Source organism: Ruegeria sp. HKCCD7181 (assembly GCF_057221055.1).
Map to the genome: position 1 here is coordinate 1 of NZ_JBWVBC010000019.1, position 20,539 is coordinate 20,539.

General features: G+C 58.5%; 19 protein-coding genes. 11 read left to right on the forward strand and 8 right to left on the reverse strand.

The features are described 5' to 3' along the window. The 5 genes from AC2TCY_RS22145 to AC2TCY_RS22165 all read right to left on the reverse strand — a co-directional run. On the reverse strand, positions 1–168 hold a 168-nt coding region (locus tag AC2TCY_RS22145), incomplete at its 3' end, for a glutathione S-transferase family protein (protein WP_480850862.1). Positions 169–172: 4 nt separating this feature from the next. After that, positions 173–1,489, reverse strand: coding sequence for a TRAP transporter large permease (locus AC2TCY_RS22150; protein ID WP_480850818.1), 1,317 nt, complete (start codon positions 1,487–1,489; stop codon positions 173–175). Between the two features lie 18 nt (positions 1,490–1,507). Then, positions 1,508–2,032 (reverse strand): TRAP transporter small permease, encoded by a 525-nt coding sequence (locus AC2TCY_RS22155; protein WP_480850820.1) that lies wholly within the window; start codon positions 2,030–2,032, stop codon positions 1,508–1,510. 5 nt (positions 2,033–2,037) lie between these two features. Then, on the reverse strand, positions 2,038–3,033 hold the full coding sequence (dctP, locus tag AC2TCY_RS22160) for a TRAP transporter substrate-binding protein DctP (protein WP_480850822.1): 996 nt from the start codon (positions 3,031–3,033) through the stop codon (positions 2,038–2,040). Between the two features lie 123 nt (positions 3,034–3,156). Then, a complete protein-coding gene (locus AC2TCY_RS22165) occupies positions 3,157–4,521 on the reverse strand; it encodes an aminomethyl transferase family protein (RefSeq protein WP_480850824.1) in 1,365 nt (454 codons plus the stop codon). Between the two features lie 163 nt (positions 4,522–4,684). On the opposite strand from AC2TCY_RS22165, the gene AC2TCY_RS22170 reads away from it, so the two are divergent. From AC2TCY_RS22170 to AC2TCY_RS22220, 11 genes are all read left to right on the forward strand, one after another. Then, on the forward strand, positions 4,685–5,161 hold the full coding sequence (locus AC2TCY_RS22170; RefSeq protein ID WP_480850826.1) for a RidA family protein: 477 nt from the start codon (positions 4,685–4,687) through the stop codon (positions 5,159–5,161). A gap of 76 nt (positions 5,162–5,237) precedes the next feature. After that, positions 5,238–6,671 (forward strand): hypothetical protein, encoded by a 1,434-nt coding sequence (locus tag AC2TCY_RS22175; RefSeq protein ID WP_480850828.1) that lies wholly within the window; start codon positions 5,238–5,240, stop codon positions 6,669–6,671. Positions 6,672–6,675: 4 nt separating this feature from the next. Beyond that, positions 6,676–8,745 (forward strand): acetate--CoA ligase family protein, encoded by a 2,070-nt coding sequence (locus AC2TCY_RS22180; protein ID WP_480850830.1) that lies wholly within the window; start codon positions 6,676–6,678, stop codon positions 8,743–8,745. Further along, positions 8,742–10,175, forward strand: coding sequence for an aldehyde dehydrogenase family protein (locus tag AC2TCY_RS22185; RefSeq protein WP_480850831.1), 1,434 nt, complete (start codon positions 8,742–8,744; stop codon positions 10,173–10,175). Before AC2TCY_RS22180 ends, AC2TCY_RS22185 begins: the two co-directional genes overlap by 4 nt. 5 nt (positions 10,176–10,180) lie before the next feature. Further along, on the forward strand, positions 10,181–10,930 hold the full coding sequence (locus AC2TCY_RS22190) for an SDR family NAD(P)-dependent oxidoreductase (RefSeq protein WP_480850833.1): 750 nt from the start codon (positions 10,181–10,183) through the stop codon (positions 10,928–10,930). A gap of 17 nt (positions 10,931–10,947) precedes the next feature. Next, complete coding sequence (locus AC2TCY_RS22195; protein WP_480850834.1) at positions 10,948–11,142, forward strand: tautomerase family protein; 195 nt, start codon at positions 10,948–10,950, stop codon at positions 11,140–11,142. A 242-nt stretch (positions 11,143–11,384) separates the two neighbouring features. After that, on the forward strand, positions 11,385–12,056 hold the full coding sequence (locus AC2TCY_RS22200) for an isochorismatase family protein (RefSeq protein ID WP_480850836.1): 672 nt from the start codon (positions 11,385–11,387) through the stop codon (positions 12,054–12,056). A gap of 6 nt (positions 12,057–12,062) precedes the next feature. Further along, the gene (locus AC2TCY_RS22205) at positions 12,063–12,860 is read left to right on the forward strand and encodes an enoyl-CoA hydratase/isomerase family protein (protein ID WP_480850838.1); all 798 of its coding nucleotides are present in this window, start codon (positions 12,063–12,065) and stop codon (positions 12,858–12,860) included. A 250-nt stretch (positions 12,861–13,110) separates the two neighbouring features. Beyond that, complete coding sequence (locus AC2TCY_RS22210) at positions 13,111–14,691, forward strand: phytoene desaturase family protein (RefSeq protein ID WP_480850840.1); 1,581 nt, start codon at positions 13,111–13,113, stop codon at positions 14,689–14,691. A gap of 110 nt (positions 14,692–14,801) precedes the next feature. After that, positions 14,802–15,380, forward strand: coding sequence for a methylenetetrahydrofolate reductase C-terminal domain-containing protein (locus AC2TCY_RS22215; RefSeq protein WP_480850842.1), 579 nt, complete (start codon positions 14,802–14,804; stop codon positions 15,378–15,380). After that, the gene (locus AC2TCY_RS22220) at positions 15,377–16,342 is read left to right on the forward strand and encodes a methylenetetrahydrofolate reductase (RefSeq protein WP_480850843.1); all 966 of its coding nucleotides are present in this window, start codon (positions 15,377–15,379) and stop codon (positions 16,340–16,342) included. Before AC2TCY_RS22215 ends, AC2TCY_RS22220 begins: the two co-directional genes overlap by 4 nt. Before the next feature lie 610 nt (positions 16,343–16,952). Here the strand turns inward: AC2TCY_RS22220 and AC2TCY_RS22225 are convergent. From AC2TCY_RS22225 to AC2TCY_RS22235, 3 genes are all read right to left on the reverse strand, one after another. Beyond that, positions 16,953–18,593 (reverse strand): GMC family oxidoreductase, encoded by a 1,641-nt coding sequence (locus AC2TCY_RS22225; protein ID WP_480850845.1) that lies wholly within the window; start codon positions 18,591–18,593, stop codon positions 16,953–16,955. An 82-nt stretch (positions 18,594–18,675) separates the two neighbouring features. Next, positions 18,676–19,854, reverse strand: a complete 1,179-nt coding sequence (locus tag AC2TCY_RS22230; protein ID WP_480850864.1) for an MFS transporter — start codon at positions 19,852–19,854, stop codon at positions 18,676–18,678. 115 nt (positions 19,855–19,969) lie between these two features. Continuing rightward, complete coding sequence (locus AC2TCY_RS22235) at positions 19,970–20,539, reverse strand: hypothetical protein (RefSeq protein ID WP_480850847.1); 570 nt, start codon at positions 20,537–20,539, stop codon at positions 19,970–19,972.

A 20,539-nucleotide genomic window follows, 5' to 3' on the forward strand; every position in this document is an offset into this window, starting at 1 on the left:
CAGTGTTGGCACCACCGCGGCCGGGTTCATTGCCAGATAGTCGGGGTCGAACTGGTCGCCATTCAGCGCCAGCATCCGGCTTTCCCAATCCAGTTCCTTTTCGGCCAGCGCCACCCGCACCTTGGCGGCGCAGACCGACGAGTTGTTGTGATAAAGGATCAGCGACACGGGTCTATCCTGACATGAGAGATGGTAGATACAGCGCAATGCCGGGTAGCAAAATCAGCATGATGAAGAGTAGCAAGCCGCAAGCCAGATAGGGCATTCCCGCTTTCGCCACCTCGGTCATAGTCGTGCCCGTGGGTGCCACGCCAAGCATCACAAAGAGGTTGAGCCCGAAGGGCGGCGTCACCCCGCTCATCTCCAGAGCCAGCAGCATTACGATCCCGAACCAGATGAGATCGAACCCCTGCGCCTGTGCGATTGGGAAGAAGATCGGGATGGTCAGCATCATGATTGAGGCCTGATCCATGAACATGCCCATGAACAACAGGATCGCGAACATCACCACGATGACCATCACGGGCGACCAGTCGAAAGTCGCCACCGCCCGGATCATGCCAGAGGTGGCGCCGGAAAAGGCCAGAACCTGGCTGAAGGTCGACGAGGCCACCACGATCAGCAGGATCATGGTGGTGACCTTGACCGTGCCTTCCAGCGATCTGAAAATCGCCTGCCAGCTCAATCCCCCGAAGAACCAGGCGACGATCAGCACACCCAGCACTCCGAATGCGGCAGATTCGGTGGGGGTCGCAATACCCAGAAGGATCAACCCGATGACCATGAAGATGATCACGCCAAGTGGCAGGATATGGGTAAAAAAGACCTTCACTTTCTCGCCGAAGCTATGCGGCGTAGGGGTGTCCTCGGGGACGCAATCGGGGTCGATGCGGATTTTGATGAAGATCGTCGCCAGATAGAGCAGCGCCAGCAACAGGCCGGGTAAAACACCAGCGATCAGCAACCGCCCGATATCGATCTTGGCGAGGCTGCCGAGAAGCACTCCGAGACTGGATGGCGGGATCAGGATGGCAAGGCCCCCTACCCCGAGGATCGGCCCCATCGACATATGTTTCTTATACCCGCGCCGATCCATCTCGGGGACCAGCAGTGAGCCCAGCATCGCTGTATTTCCCATTGACGTGCCGGTGAGCGCTGCAAAAGTCGTACCGCCGAACACGGTGACATAAGACAGCCGTCCACGCATCCGCCCGATCAGCATATCGACGGCATCAAAGACCCTCTGCGCTACCCCGGCGTTGAAGAACAATTCTCCCATCAACAAGAACAACGGGATCGGCAGGAACACGAAATGCGTCACCGCGACCGAAGCGTTGGCTACGACCTGACTGATCCCGGCGGTTCCGGACAGCACGTACATGCCGCCGAAACTGACGAACAGGAAGGCAAAGGCCACCGGCATTGACAGGAACATCAGAAATAGAATCGAACCGAGGGCGAGTCCGCCGGCTATGTACCATTCAAACATGGGATTTCCCTCGCAAGGTTAGATCTCGCCTTCGAATTCGATGCCGCTGCTTTCCTTAGGGGGACGCAGCGTTTCACCGATTAGGAGCAGTCGGAGAAATTCCAGTCCGCAGAGCCCAAATCCGATTATCAGCGGCACAAAGAGCAGCGAACGCGGGATTTCGATCGAACGGATGTCGATAGTGCCCTTCTGCCAGAAATCCCAGGCAAATCCGGCACTCATCCACGTCGCCGTAACGCAAAGCAGGATACATACGACGATCAGCACCCGTTCGAGCGGCCGCTGAGCTGTTTCGGGCATGTATTTCAGGAAACTATCGACGCGGACATGTCCGCGCTGGCGGACAAGCCAGGGCGCAGCCAGCATGGTGACATAGATCAGAGAATACTCCGACACGGCGCTTGAAAACACCGGCGGGCGCATCCCGAACGTCCGCATGCTAACATCCGCCACGATCAGCACGAACACCGCAGCGATCATGATGCTCGCCACACGGGCGAGCATCAATATCAAACCGTCATAGAGCCGGATGATCGGTGCCATATCGTCTACTCCGCCGGCAGCGAGGCGCGCAGGGCATCATAGTGCTCGGACCCGGCCGCTTTCAGTTTTTCCCACTGCACATTACGGGCATGTTCAACATAGGCCGCCTCAGCTTCAGGGCTGAAGGTGAAGGATTTCACGCCGGCTGCTGCGACTTCGGCGGCCTCTTCCTCGGCCAGCTTCCGATAGAACTCGTGTGCGACGGGTTCATAGGCAACAACTGCCTCGCTCAGGGCCGCGCGTTGCGCGTCTGTCAGACTGTCCCACTTATCCTTGTTGATCCACAGCAGGTTGTCGAACTGCCAGATTGGCGGATCGATGCGGTAACCTGTGAACTTCTCAAAGCCGAGATCGGTAATGCCGAGGCCCGGCCATGCAGCTCCGTCAACCACGCCGCGTTCAAGCGCATTGTAGATATCGGGAGCGGGCACGGTCACGGTCGTCGCACCGTAGTTTTCCAGCCAGGTATTGTAGAACCCGGACGAGCGGATCTTGACATTTTTCAGGTCCGGCAACCCGTTTTCGTCAAGCTTGGGTTCATCCTTCATCCAGATGTGGTAACCCACACCGGCAGCCACCCAACCAAGCACGCGGGCATTGGCTTTTTCGGCGTAGATCTGATCCAGCAGGTCGGTTGCACCGCTGGCGCGTGCGCCAACAGGATCTACCGAAGTGCCATAGAGCGCCCGCGATTCAGGAACCGTTCCGACATAATATCCGGCCGCGCCAAACAGCATGTCGAAGACACCGTTCGTAAGCCCGGTCAGTTGCTCCGTGGCCGGAGTCACCTCCGGGCCGCCTACATGAACGATGTTGATGTCAGCGGCTTTGGCCGACTCACTATTGTTGAATTCCTCGACAAATTCCAAGGTCCTTTCGACGGCGTAAAACCCTGTGTCCCAATTGGTAACCAGGCGCAGGGTTTCGGCAAGCGCGGCGCTGCCGGTCACTGAAATCGTGCCGGCTGCGGTGATGGCTGCAAGTTTCGTCCAACTGGTCATAACGATCCTCCCTTATAAGCTGTCTTGCGGCGGACGAGTGCCGGACTCTGTACAAGCATTTTTCCGGTCTATTCGCCCGCACCGAATGGAAAAGCGGCGCGTAGGTCGCGCCGCTCTAGGCCCTTACTTCTTGTAGTCTTCACGCGCCGTGACTGAGATCGGGCAGGGCTCGACCGTACAGGCAATCTCGGTCTGGACATGGCGCTCGACCGTGGGTTTGCGGCTGCCGCCATCCGGTTCGCCCCAAGTAAGCGAAACCTGGGTGCCCGGCGTCGCAGCCTCTTCGTCCAGCAGCGCCAGCGAAATCCAGCCCGCCACGTTGGACGTGTAGACCGGGTAATGCGAAAGCCCCACGGCCTTGCCGTTCAGGCTGACGAGGTCATACGGGCAAGTGGCGTAGTGGCTGGCCGGCATATCCATGAACTTGAACCGGTCACCTTGGTTGAACATCGAGGCGAAAACGCGGACGACATCATCCTTGTTCCAGCGCAATGTCACCTTCTTCTTGTGCGGCTGATCCTTCTTCGCCTCCAGAGCGGCGCGACCAATAAAATCGTGGTCGAACTTGACGATGTGGCCATAACCGATGTCGTAGGGGGTCAGATAATAGTCCTCGACGTTGTCCGAAACCAGCGAGCCGCCCAGCGACAGGTTCGAAATGAACCCGTCGGCGCCCAGCCATTCGCGGAAGCCTTTCATCGACTCACCGGTATAGACCGCGGGCAGCGGCGACGGGAACCAGCCGCTTTCATGGGCCACGGTCGAATAGGTCTTGGACCCTGCGGCTCTGAGGCCCATAGGCTCGCCCACACGCAGGATTTCATCGCGGATCAGGTTGTAATCTTCGAACGGGCCGAACAGTTCCAGACCCGGTGCACCGGCCATGCCGTGACGCAGCGCGCGGACCTGTTTACCGGCGATATTGATGTAACCCATGCCGAAGAACTTGAACCCTTCGATAGGTCCGCCGTTCAGTTTTTCAAGAATGTTCCAAGCGTTTTTACCTTGTACTTCAAAACGGTAACCTACCCGGCGGCCCGTATTATCAAGCGCGCGGTCGTCGGTAGTGGCCTCAACATCGTAGTTCCCGGTCTCGATTTGGTATTGCACCCAGTCCCGGTTGATCGGCTTGTTGACGATGTTCACCTTGTTGTCCTCAAGTATGAACATCACTGCATCACCGATTACGAAACCGTCATGGTTGCAGAACACGACCTGCTTGGCGACGTCTTTGCGGAAATTGGCCATCGAGTTGATCGCCAGGTCTTCGAGCAGGCGCTTGACGTCAGGTCCTTCGATATAGTGGTCGGTCATGTGAAAGGACTGGTCGAATAGCACGGCACCATTGCGCCACGCCTCCTGTTCGTCACGCCAGTTGGTGAACTCCGCCTTGATTGGAAACTGATAGGGCCCGGTTTGGGCGTTACGCAGCATTTCGACGGGGTTGCCGATTTCATTGATCTTGTCTTCGAGCGTCTTGGCAGACATGCGAGCCTCACTTTTTTACAGCAAAATTTTCTTCGAACGCGTCATGTTCAACATTCCTATTTACTAGTGGGCCAAAAATGGGCAGAAAGGCAAGAAGAAATTCTGAGAATCCCGAAATCAACGGCGAAATCTCTGGTTTTCATAGGCGAAAGGAGAGAAATCGATGTCGAGGATCGAAGCGCGATTGAAGGAACTTGAAATCGAATTACCGGCACCATTGGTCCTGCCAAGCCCGAATCGCACCAGCGCCGTACGCGTCGACAAGATGCTATATGTGTCGGGTCACGGCGCAGCGCTTCTGGAGAATGAAACGGTCGAGCGGCGCGGAAAAGTGGACGTCGATATCACCGAGAAGCAGGGCTATGACACGGCTCGCGCGTTGGCGATAAAGATGTTGGCAACCGTCAAGCACCATGTCGGCGATCTCGACCGGGTCGAACAGGTGGTAAAAATTCTGGGGATGATCAACGCCCATCCGGACTTCGAGCGGCAAAACCGTGTGCTGAACGGCGCAAGCGATCTGTTTTACGAGGTTTTCGGACCGGATATCGGGTGCCACGCCCGCTCGTCTGTTGGCGTGGACGGATTGGTCGACCGTCAGCCGGTCGAGATCGAAGGAACCTTTTTGATCCGTGATTGAGCCGTTGACAACAATGCGTCCGAAATGGACTTTAATGGGTCTATCGTGGGCATAGCCCAATAAAAGGAGAGGTTCATTGGTCACTCATTTCACCAAAGAGGATACCCAGATTCTCGTCAACGAAATCAATGCATTTTGTGACAAACACGGGATCGCGGTGTCGACCTTCGGACGTCTGGCCGTCAATGACGGAAAGTTCGTCTCGCGGATCAGCGGCGGACGCTGGATTGCCGCGGAAACGGCAAAACGCGCCCGCGACTTCATGCAAAAGGCCGAGCGCGGAGAGGTCGTGTTGCGCGGTCGACCGCGCCGGAAAAAAGAGGAATCGAATGCGTATTCGATGGCGGAACTTGTCAACCAGGAGACTTCGATCCGCACGCCGGGCAATTACGCTATTCACGAGCAGCGACACCGCTCGCATGTCTTCGGTGCCACGACAAATGCCAGTTGGGTCCAGGCTGACCTGATTTCAGAAGATTTTAGTCATTTGACACCCTCGCCTGATGGGTTGCGGCTGTTTTTCTCTCCGATGGATAGCGGCATAACACTCACGCGCGCATTACGGGCTCTGCACGCCAAATTCCCGGATCTCCCCGTGCAAGTGGTGGTCAAAGGTTGGGGACTGGAAGACCTTCGCAACACGATGGGGCGGATGGTAGACCGTCTGCACGAGCACCCGTTGACCGTGTTGGTTCTAACAAACCTCTATACTCGTGAAGCGGTTCACTTGAGAAAGACTGCTGCGGAAGGCCCAACCGAGTTGTCGTGGCACGACGTCCCGTTGAACGGCGCAAACAGCTACGATTATCAGCAGCAAATTGCGGGATTGTTTTCCGAACTGGCATCAGAGTGGACAGTTGTCAGGGGCGACGACGGTTTCCCGGTCTACTCCTGCCCAAGTGTAGTGACGATATATCGTCAGGACCAGCGAAACGCCCTGCAACATCTGATCCCGCAGCAGGGCGGGCCTGATCTCGAATTCGACTATTGTTTTCTCAACCACCCGTATCTCCACAGCCATACGATGCGGTTCCGGGTCGAGTACATCCTTGCGCCAATTATTCATCATCTTGCCCCCGGCGGTCAGATGAAAGTGGTTCAGTCGACCGGTGACGACCCGGCTCATGAGGTCATTCGACGCGTTATTCCGGATCAGACCCTGAAATGCGTTTCGCGACACGACATCATTTCCGAGCTGCGAAAATACCTGGGGGCCGAGCAAAAGGACCTGAGCTTTAGCGGGCTTACCGATGCGCGGTCGTTGTTCCGGTTCGATATGCACACGCTGCCGCTGATCTCAGAAAACAGCAGGCACACCCTGCCCTTGCAGGAATCCTGGAACAACGCGGTCTTCTTCTCGCAGCTACGCGAAGAACTGGCGCAGGCCGCGGTCTATGACGGAACCCGCTACCTCGATGCCACCGAGGAGGTGCTGCGCGAATATGGCGGCATGTGGTTTGTAAACGAGACCTTTTCGGTCACCCGAAAGCCCAATCAACATAAGGATTGAATGAATGTTGGCACTGAACAAAGCCGAATACAGCAAACTCGAGATGTGTTTTCGACCGAAATCGGCTGCAATTATCGGTGCCTCGACCAATCCCCTGAAGTTCGGCGGGCGTGCGCTGAAATTCTGTCTTGAACGCGGGTATGGCGGGCGGCTTTACCCGATCAACGCCAGAAATGAGATCGTGCAAGGCGTGACGGCGTATAAAAGCATCGCCGATTTGCCCGAAGCGCCCGATATCGCCGTCATCGCTGTGCCCGCTGCGCAGGTGCGCGAAAACCTCATTGCGGCAGGTGAGAAAGGCGCCAAGATCGCCATCGTCTACGGCGCCCAATTTGCCGAAGCCGGAGGAGACGGCCGCGCGCGGCAGGACGATCTTGTCGACATTGCCAGAAGTTACGGTATGCGGATGATCGGCCCGAATTGCATGGGCGTGATTTCACTGGCTTCTGGATTTGTTGCAAGTTTCACGTCGGCACCAGAGCATTACGGCGGAAATGGCTGGCCAGATGTCGGCACCGTCTCGGTCGCCAGCCAGTCAGGGGCTGTCGGCATCCAAATCTTTGCGCAGTTACGCGACCGCGGGCTGGGGCTGGCGAACTGGATATCGACCGGCAACCAGGCGGATATCGACGTCGCCGATGCCATTGCCTATTACGCGGGCGACCCGGCGACCAAGACCATCGCGGTTTACATGGAAGACGCCTCGCGCGGGCTGAAACTATGCCAGGCGCTCGAACTGGCGCGGCAGGCGAAAAAACCGGTGGTCATCCTGAAAGTCGGCACTACTCCCGAAGGCGGCGTCGCTGCCGCTGGGCATACCGCATCGATGTATGTCGAAGACCGGATCGTGGACGACCTTTTCGCACAATATGGCGTTCTGCGCGCCCGGTCGGTCAACGAACTGATCGATCTCGCCGCCGCGTGCAACGCGGGAGTTGTGCCCGCGTCGCCGGACGTAGCCGCTGTATCAGTGTCAGGCGGCGGAGCGGTGATGATTTCAGACGTGGCGGCCAAACAAGGATTGAACCTGGTCGACTATCCCGAGGAGGCGCTGGCAGCGCTGAAGGAAACAAACGCCTTTGTCAACGACCGCAACCCGATCGATATTTCGGCCCCTTCGATGAGCAATATGGCCATCACCGGCGGCCATCTGAAATGGGGGCTGGAACGGGATCAGCCAACGATGATTGGCTATATCAGCCACGTGCCGCTGGTACCCCGTACCCGAGGTGAAATCATGCCGCAGCTCTTGTCGTTTCGCGAGGCCCATCCCGATCAACTGATCGCCCTTGCCGCAAACCTGGAAGCCCAGGATCGCAAGGATCTGGTTCAGTCGGGGGTTGCCGTCTTCGACGATCCGACCGTCGCAACCGAAGCCGTCGCCAATCTGGTACAAACCGGCCAGGCATTCGCCAAGCCATCGACCGAGCCGGCGGGAGAAGTGCCTCAGGAGGATATCTCCACAATTCTGAACCGCGCAGGGATCGAGATGAACCCGGAGACGCCGGTAGCAAGCGCCGCCGAAGCCGTAGCGCTGCTCGACGGACCGCTCGTCTTGAAACTGAGCGCTCCCGGCCTGCAGCACAAAACCGAACTTGGCGGAGTCATTACCGGCCTGACAACAGCCGCCGCCGTCGAGTCGGCCTATAACACCCTGGCATCCATTGTGACCGCGCAGGCGGCCGAATACCAGGGGCTCAGTATTGTTGCGTCCCCACAGGTTTCCGGTGTTGAGGTTCTCATCGGGGTGCGGCAAGACCCACATTTCGGACCGGTTGTCGTACTCGGCTCGGGCGGAACTGATTGTGAACTGTTTGACGACCTGACCTACCGCAAGGCGCCCTTCGGCGCCGAAGACGCCGCAGCCATGGTGCGCGCGATCCGCGTTGCGCCCAAGCTTGACGGCTGGCGGGGCGCGCCCGCCGTAAACCAGGCCGCGCTGGAGGCGGCGTTGGTCGCTCTGTCCGAACATGCCGCACAGGCGCCGGGCTTTGAAATCAACCCGCTTTTCGTAACTGAAACCGACCTAACCGGAGCCGATTTTGTTTCGATCCAGGAAAAGGTGAGCCAATGACAATTATCACGCAGTGGATCGATGGCCGCGACATCGCCGGACTTGGCGAAGCCATGGACATCGTAAACCCGGCCACCGGCGGGACGATCGGAACCCTGACCGAAGCGAATGCGGATCAGGTGGCCGAAAGCGTTGCCGCCGCCCGCCGCAGCTTCGACGAGGGTGTCTGGGCCTTCGCTCCGATGACCGAGCGTCGCGCCTTCATGCGACGCGCTGCCGACGCGATCCGCGACAACGCTGACGAGCTTTGCGATCTCCAGGTTCAGGAAGGCGGTATGATTCCGGCACAAGTTGTCGGGCATATCCAAAGTGCGGCGAACTGGTTCGACTATTTCGCTGATTTCCTTGGACAGGAACGTGGTGAGACTTACCGTCAACTTGGCACCGCTGCAGCATTGGTTGAGCGCGAACCCATTGGCGTCTGCGGCTTGTTCTCTCCCTGGAACGTGCCGGTAAATCTGTCGGCGATCAAACTGGCCCCGGCATTGGCGGCGGGCAATTCCGTAGTGCTGAAACCGTCTGAGGAAACCCCGATTGTCACGCGCCGCCTGACCGACCTTGTCAATCAGGCAGGCTTGCCCGACGGTGTGCTCAACTATGTCAACGGGCGCGGCGCAGTTACCGGAGCCGCGCTTGCCGATCACCCGGGCGTGGACATGTTGTCCTTCACCGGCGGGCATGTCGGCGGCACTGCTGTCGCCCTTGCCGCGGCGCGCCGACATGTGCCGTGCTTGATGGAACTTGGAGGCAAATCGGCCAACATCATCTTCGAAGATGCCGACCTCGATGCCGCTCTGGAGGGCGCATTGCGGCTGATCTACGGCAACAACGGCGAGGCCTGTCTCGCAGGTTCTCGCATCCTGCTGCACGAGAGTATCGCCGATGACTTCATAACGGCCTTCCGCAACCGCGCAGACGCAATGACCGTAGGCGATCCGGCGACCGCAGATGTCGATCTCGGGCCGATGATCTCAGCCGGGCATCAGTCACGGGTGCTCGGGTTTTATGACAGCGCACGCGCGGACGGAGATACTGTTCTGTTCGGCGGCCCTGCCCCGGATACGGGGTCCGGCTTTTTTGTCCGGCCTGGCGCCATTCAAGTGGCAGGGTCGCGGTCGCGGGTCTGGCGCGAAGAGGTGTTTGGCCCACTGGCGGCGATTACCACATTCCGTGACGAAGCAGAGGCGATCGAGCTTGCCAATGACAGCGAATTTGGCCTTTCGGGCTATCTCTGGACCCGCGACATCGGACGCGCCATGCGCGTTGCAAGGCGCATGCGCACCGGGACGGTCATCATCAATGGAAGTTTCATCCGAGAGCTGAACGCACCGTTCGGCGGCTACAAAGCCTCGGGCGTCGGACGCGAAGGCGGCTATCACAGCTGGTTAAACTTCACCGAAGCCAAGACAACAATCATCAATTACGGATAGACAAAATGCTGCAAGGAAAAAGCATCATCGTTACGGGCGCAGCGCAGGGTATCGGCGCAGTCATGGCGGCGGGGTTCGCCGAAATGGGTGCACGTGTGACGTTGGCTGATGTGGCGGACACCTCAGACGCAACAAAGCGGATTCGCTCCACCGGGGGCGAGGCTATTTCGGTCCGAGTCGACGTCACCGATTTGCCGAGTTGCAAGAACATGGTGGCGCAAGCGGAACAGACCTTTGGCAGCGTTGACGGTCTGGTCTGCAACGCGGCACTGTTCTCGGCACTGCCGATCCAACCGTTCGACGAAATCGACCCCGACCTGTGGGACAAGGTCATGGCAGTCAATGTCAAAGGTCCGTGGTTTTGCGCTCGCGCCGCCGTGCCTGCGATGGATCGCGCCGGTGGCGGGTCGATCGTCATGATCTCGACCAACCGGATTTTCCACGGTTACCCCGGCATGTTGCACTACGACACTTCGAAAGGCGGTGTTCTGGCCATGGTCCGGTCGCTGATCCGCGAAGTTGGAACGAAAAATATTCGCGTTAACACCATTGCTCCGGGTTTGACCATGAGCGAGGGCGTTCTGGCCCGCGAAGGCATCGAAGACCGCAAGAGCGGCATCGCGGCGGGACGTTCCATTGCCCGCGACCAGACACCGGAAGACCTGACCGGGCCTACCGCCTTTTTCCTAAGCGATTATTCGGCTTTTGTCTCCGGTCAATCGCTTGGCGTGGACGGCGGCGGCGTAATTCATTGAGCTAAAGGAGCACCACCATGGCTGTTGTCAGCATCACTATCATCGAAGGCCGCGACCGCGAGACAAAGAACCGGCTGATCACGAAACTCACTGACGCGGTTGTCGACACACTGGACGCCAAGCCGCAACAAGTGCGCGTTGTCATCAACGAGGTCGGCGACGGCGATTACGCGGTCGGTGGACAGCCGGTCTTTCTGCACCAGCACGGCTGAGGGTCGCCGACTCACTTGATTCGACCGGCGTCCGAGCGCCGAAACACTGCAAAACCTGTATCAGGGGGCCGAGAAATCGCGCCCTCTGGACCTGCTTGCTTCAACGCTTCCTGTCCGTCACCAGAAACTGCCCCCAGCGTGCGAATATTGAGCGATTGCCCCAAAAAGCCCATTGAATTTTTTCTCTAGTGGGCACATAGTGGGCACGCAAAACCGGAACGCGGTAACGACTGAGAGGATACATGCCCCACAACGTAAAAATCCCCGACTACGTAATTGAACGGATCATGGCCAAGCGCGGCAAGCTTGAGGTGTTCGACAAGTTTGACGCTGCCAAGACCGCGTTTCTCGTGATCGATATGCAGAATTTTTATGTTGCGGAGGTCGACACCGCGATTTCCATTGTTCCGAATGTAAATCGCATTGCCGCTGCGTGTCGGGAAAAAGGCGTGCCGGTGATCTGGGTGATCATGCGCTGCGCCGATACCGAAGGCGCACCAAGTCAATGGCCGCTTTATCACCAGTATTTCTTCACCGAAGCCAAAGGGAACAACCATCTGACCAAACTCAGCCCCGGCAATCCGGGATATGAGCTGTATCCGGATCTGGAGGTCAAAGATGAAGACAAGATCGTGACCAAGCGTCGGTTTTCGCCCTTTGTCGTCGGCGCCAGCGATCTGCACGAAACCCTTCAGGAGATGGGGGTCGAAAACCTCATCGTTGCGGGCACGGCCACCAATATGTGTAGCGAATCCACGGCGCGTGACGCGATGATGCTGGACTACAAGGTAGTCATGGTCGAGGACGCAAACGCCGCGCGCTACGATGACGATCATCTTGCTGGGCTGACTTCGTTCTACCAGTCTTTCGGCGATGTCCGCACCACTGACGACGTGATAGAAATGATCGACTGAGACGCCATGACAACCGACCGCCAAACCGCCATTTCCACCCATGGACCGGCAGGAGTAATCCGCTTTGACCGGCCCAAGGCCCGCAACGCGATCACCGATCAGATGCTGGCAGAAACGCGGGCTCAGATGGAAGTGTGGGAGCGGGACAATACGATTGCAGCTGTTGTTTTGACAGGCAACGACAAGGCGTTTTGCGCCGGGGGCGACCTGAAGGGCACCGCATTGAGCGATATGCTGCCCTTTGAGAAATACCGTTACCGGTATTCGGGTTCCGAATGGCACAACTTTATGCGGTATCTCGGCCAATACACCAAACCGGTAATCGCGGCCATCGAGGGCTACGCGCTCGGCGGCGGGATTGAAATTGCGTTACGGTGCGATTTCGCAGTTGGATCGTCCACCGCCAAGCTGGGCTTGACCGAAGCGCGGATGGGTCTGTTCCCCATCCTTGGCGGTGCCTGGCTCTTGGCGCGTACCATTGGCGAGCGAAAAGCACGAGAGCTGGCCTATACCGCCCGGCGGATCGACGCTGACGAAGCGCATGCGCTTGGTATTCTGAACCATGTGACCGATGCGGGCGGCGCGGTCGAAAAGGCGGTCGAGATCGCCACACAGATCGGGAAAAACGGACCCCTGGCGGTGATGGTTCTGAAGCAGGCGATAAACCGGTCGCATGGTCAGACCTACGAAGAAGCATTGAACGCGGGCGGCGACCTGTCAGCCCTGTTGATGTTCTCAGAAGATCGCAAGGAAGGCCTCGCCGCATTTCTTGATAAACGCGATCCGGAGTTTCAGGGCGAATGAAGAGGACACCGATACTGCTGGTGGTCGTTGCGGAAGATATGCGGCTCACCTGTCAGCTTCAAACCAGATTGGCACTACCCGATTCCGGGGCGGGTCAGGTCAGTTCAAACTGGCCCCCTTCCTTGCTTAGGATGAACGCCGGCCCTCGCTCGACCGATTGAAGTTTACGCCGTCTTGCAAGGTGCCGACCTCGTCTGGCCGGGCGGCCGCGCATGACAGATGAAAATCGAAAAGACGACAGGAAACCGAAATGACAAAAGACAGAAGCTTCGACGCAATTGTCGTAGGTGGCGGCCATAACGGTCTGACCTGCGGCGCATATCTTTCACGTGCGGGCAAGAAGGTGCTTGTGCTGGAACAGAAATCCTATATCGGCGGCGCCTCTGTCACAGAAGAATTCAGCCCGGGCTTTCGGGCATCAACTTATTCCTTCATCATGGGGCATTTGCACCCAAAGGTGATCGAAGAGCTGGAGCTGAAAAAATATGGGCTCGAATACTACCCACAGCCCAACGTGTTCAACCCGACCGAAGATGACGGTATTGTTTTTTCCAAGGATCCTGTGAAAACGCAGGCGCAGATTGCGCGATTCTCGAAAAAGGACGCCGAGAACTATCCGAAGTTCTTCGAGCGCCTGCAATCGACCATTGAAATTCTGCGCATGTTGCAGCTTGAAACGCCGGTGAACCCGTTCCGCAAAGACCCGGTGGGCCTGCTGAAAACCGCTCGGTTCGCGTGGAAGCTGCGCAACGCCGAGAAAGAGGTCTACAACCTGCTGCACGCGCTTTCGATGAGTGCGCATGACTATGTCAGCCGCTGGTTCGAAAACGATCTGGTCAAGGCCAAATTCATGTTCTGGGCCACCATCGGAGGCAATGTCGGACCATATGCCCCCGGCACCGCCTTCTACCTGGTCACACACCTGATCGGTCAGATCGGCATGAGCTTTTGCAAGGGCGGCATGGGCTCGATCGCCGACGCCATCGCCGCCTCGGGAAAGGCGCACGGCATGGAGATCCAGTGCGACGCATGGGTCGACGAAATCCTGGTCGATAACGGCAAGGCGGTTGGCGTGCGCCTGCGCTCGGGTGAGGAAATCCGGGCCAATCGCGTCATCTCGAACGTAAACGCAAAGCGCACGTTCCTCGACATGGTGAAACCCGATCACCTGCCCGGAGAATTCGTCGAGGATATCGAGGGGTTCCGCTCGCGCGGCATGGGGTTCAAACTGCTTTGCGCCGTCGACCGGTTGCCGCAATACAAGGGCTTTGACAAGGAAAAGGCGGGAACGGAATATCCGGCTTACGCCCATATCTGCCCAACGCCGGAATTCCTTGAACGTGCGTTCCATGACGCCAAATTCGGATGGTACTCGCAAGAACCGTTCCTGAGCCCCAACGTACCAAGCTATACCGATCCGACTCTGGCACCTGAAGGCAAGCATGTTGTCGTCTTCCAAGGTGGCGTGAGCCCCTACGAGCTGAAGAATTCCGACTGGGATCGTGAAGGGCCGCAGTTGGTGAAAAACGCCTTCGGCGTGATGGACCGGTTTGCTCAGGGCTTCTCCGAAAGCGTGATCGACTACAAGCTCTACACACCCAGGGACATCGAAGCCGATATCAATATGCCGGGCGGCAATTCCCAGCATGGCGAACTGACGCTGGACCAACTCTTCTTTATGCGCCCCGTACCGCGCTATGCAGATTACCGCAGCCCTGTGAAAAACCTCTACCAATGCGGGGCATCCACTCATCCGGGTGGAGCGGTGTCGGCCGTTCCAGGCCACAATGCTGCGCGCGAAATCTTAAAGGACTGGCGTGGGATTCTGTGATCCCGCGCCTAAGACCGGACCCGGATTGAAATCGGTTTTGAGCAACAGGCATCCAGGGTTTCCCTGTAACAATGCACCGGTTAGCGTAAGACGAGAAGGAGGACCGCCCATTGTATCGAGCAAGGCTTTTGGCCGTGCGCCATTCGCGGAAATTCGAGTGGATCTATCGCCAGCTTGAAACCGCGATGATTGCGCTCGATCCGGTATTCTCACGTGTCGGGTACAATCGGGTCGAGCGGCCCGTGGCATTTGTCGAACGTCTGCTGAAGCGCTTGCTGTTCGATTGCAAAATGTGCGGCCAATGCGTGTTGTCGTCCACTGGCATGTCCTGCCCAATGAACTGTCCCAAACAGCTTAGAAACGGCCCCTGTGGCGGAGTGCGGCCCGGCGGGTTCTGTGAGGTCAAACCGGCGATGCGCTGTGTCTGGGTCGAAGCCTGGGACGGCGCCACCAGAATGCGCAACGGCGAGCGTATCAAAGAAGTGCTTCCGCCGGTGGACCGCAGGCTGGAAGGGTCGTCCGCTTGGTTGCGGGCGAGCCGCGAAAAAGCAGTAAAGCTGCGCACAAAAAGGAAATCCGCGCGCAACGCGTTGGCACAATCCTTTGACGGCGCACGCAAGATAGAACCGACCACCGCACCGTTGGCCGAGGAGCCATCGCGAGCCGTCAACCGGGGAGAGGGTGAGTGAGCCTGATTTATACCGACCCCAACGCCATTCGGCCTTACGAGGAACCACCGGCAGGCCACGTCGCTGGCAGCAAGCTGGAAAAGGTGTTGCGGTCGGGAAAATTTGCTGTGACGGCGGAACTGAACCCGCCGGACAGTGCCGATCCCGCAGACGTATTCGAAGCAGCAAAGCCCTTGGCCGAGGTGGCGGATGCGATAAACGCGACTGACGCGTCGGGCGCGAATTGTCACATGTCCTCGCTTGGCATCTGTTCGCTGCTCACCAGAACCGGTCATGGCACGGTTTACCAGATTTCCTGCCGCGACCGAAACAGGATCGCGATTCAGGGCGATGTGCTCGGCGCGGCGGCGATGGGTGTTAAGAACGTGCTCTGCCTGACTGGCGACGATGTCGGCGCAGGCGACCAGCCGGGGTCAAAACCGGTATTTGATTTCGATTCTGTGTCGCTTCTGCGCACCATCCGCACCATGCGCGATCAGGGGATTTTTCTTTCAGGCCGCAAGATCAGGCATCCGCCACATCTGTTTCTCGGCGCGGCGGAAAACCCCTGCGTCGACCCGGTGGAATGGCGCCCGGACCGCCTCGCCAAAAAGGTCGAAGCCGGGGCGGAGTTCATCCAGACCAATTACATATTTGACATACCGAGGTTTGAGGCGTTCATGGCGCGCGTCCGCGACCTAGGGCTCGACAAGAAAGTGTTCATTCTGGCAGGCGTCGGCCCACTTGCGTCCGCCAAATCCGCCAGATGGATGCGAAAAAACGTACCGGGCATTCACATTCCAGATACCGTGATCGATCGGTTGGAACGCGCGAATAACCCGAGCGATGAAGGGCGCAGGCTCTGTATAGAACTGATTCAGCAGGTCAAGGAAATCACAGGCGTGGCTGGCATTCATCTCATGGCGTATCGACGCGAGCATTTGGTCGCCGGCATAATTCGCGACTGCGGATTGCGAGTATGAATTCCGGACTGATATCGGGCTGTTTCCCAAACTTTTCAGAAGCAACAGTTTGGGTCAAAAAAAATGAACCCAAATAGCTAACGGCGCAAAATTGTTGGAATAGGCAGAATCCGCGCCCGACCTGACCCTTTCGGAGGTTCAGCCGCAAACTCTGGGCCTGTTCGTCTGATCAATTAGATTTCTGATAAGGGCGTACGCAAAACTGACAGGGGCAGGACGAGAGGATCTTATTTAAAGGCGCGCATTTTCCAATGGAAGTGATATTGCAAGCGGTTATCTTCTATCTGCGGCATTCAGTTTCGCACCGGGATCCGAAAGAAATCCAGATTGTTCTTCGTCCTGCCGGCGGAGCAATTGACTAGCCCGCGCCCCCTATTTCATTCTCAAAGCAATTTGCGACGGAACCATCCGATCTGCGCAACGCAAGAGCTTGGCCGACGCGTGAAATCAACAGGCCTCTAGCCCTATCGCGCCATCGTCGGGCCGTTCCACGGCCCCAGTAAATTGGTAAGAATAGTCCCCGTTCCCGGCATTTGCCGTCTTGGCGTCAAAAAGCGCCCCACGCCGACGTCAGTGGTCATCCCGTGACCTGGCGAAGGCGCAGCTGCGATCAAGCTCGATCCTCAAGGATCATCTCGCTGGCCTTTTCGGCGATCATGCCAACCGCCGCATTGGTGTTGCCTGATACAATCGAGGGCATGACCGATGCATCGACCACCCGCAAGCCTTCGATCCCCCGCAACCTGCAACGACCGTCAAGCGGTGCGCATGGATCATCACTCATCGCCACCGAGCCAACTGGGTGAAAAATCGTCGTTACGCGATCGCGAATGGCGTCGAGCAGCTGTGCATCCGTGGCACCGGCCAGCGGCGCACCGGGCCAGGTCTCTTCCTCGATCAGGTCCTTGAGCGGCGCGTGGCCGCAGATCCTTTGTGATTGTTTCAGACCGTTCAGAATGGTCACCTGATCGGTTTCGGTGGCCAGGTAGTTCGCACACATGCGCGGAGGGGTTAGCGGGTCGGGCGAAGCCAGTCGGATCCAGCCCCGGCTTTCGGGCCGGACCGGACAGATCGAGACCGAGAACCCCGAATACTTGTGGAAACCCTCGGTGGGATTGTCGCTGGACCACGGCACGACGTGGAATTGAATGTCCGCGCGCGCAACTTCGGGAGAGCTTCGCAGAAAGGCGAAAACCGGCGCCGCGCCCATGGTAAGTGGACCGCGGCGGGTCAGTGCGAACTCGACCCCCATCAGCGCCTTGCCCAAAACTGAATTCAGACGGTTGTTCAGCGTCGGGATCGACACGCGAAAGGCGTTGTGGAATTTCAGATGGTCCTGCAGGCCCGACCCCACTCCCGGCACGTCCAGAACCGGTGTGATTCCAGTTTCGGTCAGGTGCCCTGCCGGGCCAATCCCCGACAGCATGAGGAGCTGCGGCGACCCGATGGCACCGGCGGCGAGGATTACCTCAGCCCTAGACCCGGCAATAGCTTCGCGGCCATCCGGTTCGCGGTAACGCACACCTGTTGCACGGCGGTTTTCGATTACGATACCCAGAACCTGTGTGTCGGTCAGAACCCGCAGGTTCTGGCGGTTTCGCACTGGATCAAGATAGCCATGCGCGGAACTGACCCGCCAACCATTCCATGTTGACGTCTGATAGTACCCAACGCCTTCCTGGCTTTCAGCATTGCAATCAGGGTTGTCCGGCAGTCCAGCGGCAATCGCGGCATCGCGAAAATGATCGGTGATCCGGAACTGGGCCCGACCGTCAGATATTCCCAGCGGCCCTTCACCACCATGCCACCGGTCAGCGCCCCGCTCCTGCCGTTCGGCCCGTTTGAAGTAAGGAAGGACCTCTTCAAAAGACCAGCCCTTCACGGACTGCCCCCAATCATCAAAGTCCTGTGGCTGACCGCGCACATAGATCAACCCGTTTACAGCGCTTGATCCGCCGAGGCCGCGCCCGCGCGGCCAATTGAGGCGGCGCCCGTTCAAGTGAGGTTCCGGCTCGGTTTGAAAACACCAGTCATAGCGCCGGTCGCCGATGGTCTTGAAATAACCCACCGGAATGCGGATCCAGGGCGATCGGTTGCGCCCGCCCGCCTCGATCAGCAGAACACGATTGCTCGGGTTGGCGCTCAGCCGGTTGGCCAGAGCGCATCCTGCCGTTCCGGCGCCGACAATGATGTAATCCCATTTCTGGCTGTCTGCCGCAGGAGTCGAGGTGTTTCGTGCTGAACTCGTCATGTTACCTACCCGGTTGATGTTTGTCGCGACCCGCGCGGAACTGGGTGCCGGATTGTCGGCGGATTATGTGAGAAACCCACGCTTACCCTCTTTGAAGGGAACGGCTGGCGAGCAGCGACAGCACCGCACAGGTTCCAAAAATCGCCATGGTCCAGTTGATCGCACTATGTGAGCCGTTCAGTAAGGCGGTGGCGACCACCGACCCCAGACCGGCGAAGAACATCTGAAGTGCTCCGACAATGCTCGCCGCAAATCCAGGCATGTCTTCGGCAGGCTCCATCGCGGCAACCAACGCGGTGGGAAAGATCATGCCCAAGGTGAAAACATAAAGGCAGATGCCGCCCCAGAAAACCGGCAGTGACGGTTCGGCGATTGCAAGCGCGACGTTGACGGCTACCGAAACCGTCAGCAGCACGGCCGAGGCTGAGCCCATTTCGCGCAAAGTTATCCGTCTCAGCAATTGGCCTGCGGTAACGGCGCCAACGGTATTGGAAATGGCGGCCAAAGCAAACAGCGCGCCGAAGGATTCCGGTGCTACGCCAAAAAAACGTTCGGTGATAATGGCGCCGACCGCGCCCAATGAGGCATAGCCACCGAAGGTCAGACTGGCGACCAGTGCCGGAGTCAGAAACCGCGGATCGGTCAGAAGCTGCCGCCCCGCCGAAGCCAGGAATGTGAAACTCAGTCGGCTTGGCCTCCGGTTGGTGGACGTTTCCTTCAGCTCGATCAAGGCATACGCGAAAAAGCCGCATCCCAACACGGTCAGAACGACGAACAGCGCGCGCCAGTCAAACAGGATCAACAGCCCTGAGCCGACCACTGGGGCAAGAAGCGACGCGACGGTCAGGATGGCCCCAAGTAACGTCATGAGCCGCGCCCCGGCTTCGCCCGAGGCCATGTCTCGGACCATGGCCCGCGCAATCACCGGGGCCCCGCCCATGAGGCCCTGGATCAGGCGCGCGGCGACCAGGAACTCGAAACTTGGTGCAAGGATGCAAGCAACCGACGCAATAACGAAACCGGCAAGGCTGATGATCAGCGCCGTTCGGCGTCCGAACGCATCGGAAAACAGCCCCCAGAAAATCTGCCCCACACCATAGGACAAAAAGTAAACGCCGATGATCATCGGGCCGACGGTGTCTGGTTGTCCGAAATGCCGGGCCACAATTCCGGTGGCGGGCAGCAGGATGTCCACCGATATCGCGGTCAGGGCGGTGATTCCGCCCATGAAAGCCAGCGTATCTACGCGGCGCGGCGTCATCTCGGCCACCGGCTTGCTCCGATTCGGGCCGCGTTATGCGGCATTTTACTTTGTGGATTGTCCCGGCCGACGGTCCGACTGCCGCCGCACCAATCAGTCGGGACTTGCATCCGGGTCAGATGAAGTGTGGCACTTCCTTCTTCATCGGCCCAACCGAATAGCGCGGTTTGGGTCGTGCATCTCCCCAGCGGTCAACATCGACCGAGCTCAGCGCCAGCCGCAGCGACAGCGCGCGTCCGCGCGACGGGTCTTCCAGAACGACCTCGTTCGATGTCTCCGGTGCAGTGCAGATCAGCTGATAGCCGCGCGGCAAAGTATCGCCGTGGCCGCCAGCGGCCGCGATCAAGTCCGCCGGAAGGCGCAGCGCGGATAGAGCGGTTCCATTCAACGTGACACTGTGAATGTTGCCGTCGAGATTGTTCAGCCGCCAGGCGCGGCGGGCGACCACTATCCGGCCCGAGCTCAGCACGACCGCGGGACCGACCAGAGCACCACCGCCGAGCGCGGTCACAACATAAGCCGGACGGGCTGTTTCGCCGTTGCCGACCTGCAAGTAGGTCTCGCTCGTCAATGCGTTGACGGGGGTCAGGGTGCCGTCGACGAACACTCGGTCGATGACGATGTCGGGCGTCGTGATGTTGCCTTCCGGGCCCTCGACATGGGGTTTGAACAGAAACAGGGACAT

Excerpts from the sequence above, each read along its gene's own strand:
- AC2TCY_RS22185 (WP_480850831.1), top strand. The coding sequence starts at position 8,742 with ATGACAATTATCACGCAGTGGATCGATGGCCGCGACATCGCCGGACTT.
- AC2TCY_RS22190 (WP_480850833.1), top strand. The coding sequence starts at position 10,181 with ATGCTGCAAGGAAAAAGCATCATCGTTACGGGCGCAGCGCAGGGTATC.
- AC2TCY_RS22165 (WP_480850824.1), bottom strand. The coding sequence starts at position 4,521 with ATGTCTGCCAAGACGCTCGAAGACAAGATCAATGAAATCGGCAACCCC.
- AC2TCY_RS22235 (WP_480850847.1), bottom strand. The coding sequence starts at position 20,539 with ATGTCCCTGTTTCTGTTCAAACCCCATGTCGAGGGCCCGGAAGGCAAC.
- AC2TCY_RS22180 (WP_480850830.1), top strand. The coding sequence starts at position 6,676 with ATGTTGGCACTGAACAAAGCCGAATACAGCAAACTCGAGATGTGTTTT.
- AC2TCY_RS22150 (WP_480850818.1), bottom strand. The coding sequence starts at position 1,489 with ATGTTTGAATGGTACATAGCCGGCGGACTCGCCCTCGGTTCGATTCTA.
- AC2TCY_RS22210 (WP_480850840.1), top strand. The coding sequence starts at position 13,111 with ATGACAAAAGACAGAAGCTTCGACGCAATTGTCGTAGGTGGCGGCCAT.
- AC2TCY_RS22195 (WP_480850834.1), top strand. The coding sequence starts at position 10,948 with ATGGCTGTTGTCAGCATCACTATCATCGAAGGCCGCGACCGCGAGACA.
- AC2TCY_RS22200 (WP_480850836.1), top strand. The coding sequence starts at position 11,385 with ATGCCCCACAACGTAAAAATCCCCGACTACGTAATTGAACGGATCATG.
- AC2TCY_RS22155 (WP_480850820.1), bottom strand. The coding sequence starts at position 2,032 with ATGGCACCGATCATCCGGCTCTATGACGGTTTGATATTGATGCTCGCC.
- dctP (WP_480850822.1), bottom strand. The coding sequence starts at position 3,033 with ATGACCAGTTGGACGAAACTTGCAGCCATCACCGCAGCCGGCACGATT.
- AC2TCY_RS22225 (WP_480850845.1), bottom strand. The coding sequence starts at position 18,593 with ATGACGAGTTCAGCACGAAACACCTCGACTCCTGCGGCAGACAGCCAG.
- AC2TCY_RS22170 (WP_480850826.1), top strand. The coding sequence starts at position 4,685 with ATGTCGAGGATCGAAGCGCGATTGAAGGAACTTGAAATCGAATTACCG.
- AC2TCY_RS22230 (WP_480850864.1), bottom strand. The coding sequence starts at position 19,854 with ATGACGCCGCGCCGCGTAGATACGCTGGCTTTCATGGGCGGAATCACC.
- AC2TCY_RS22205 (WP_480850838.1), top strand. The coding sequence starts at position 12,063 with ATGACAACCGACCGCCAAACCGCCATTTCCACCCATGGACCGGCAGGA.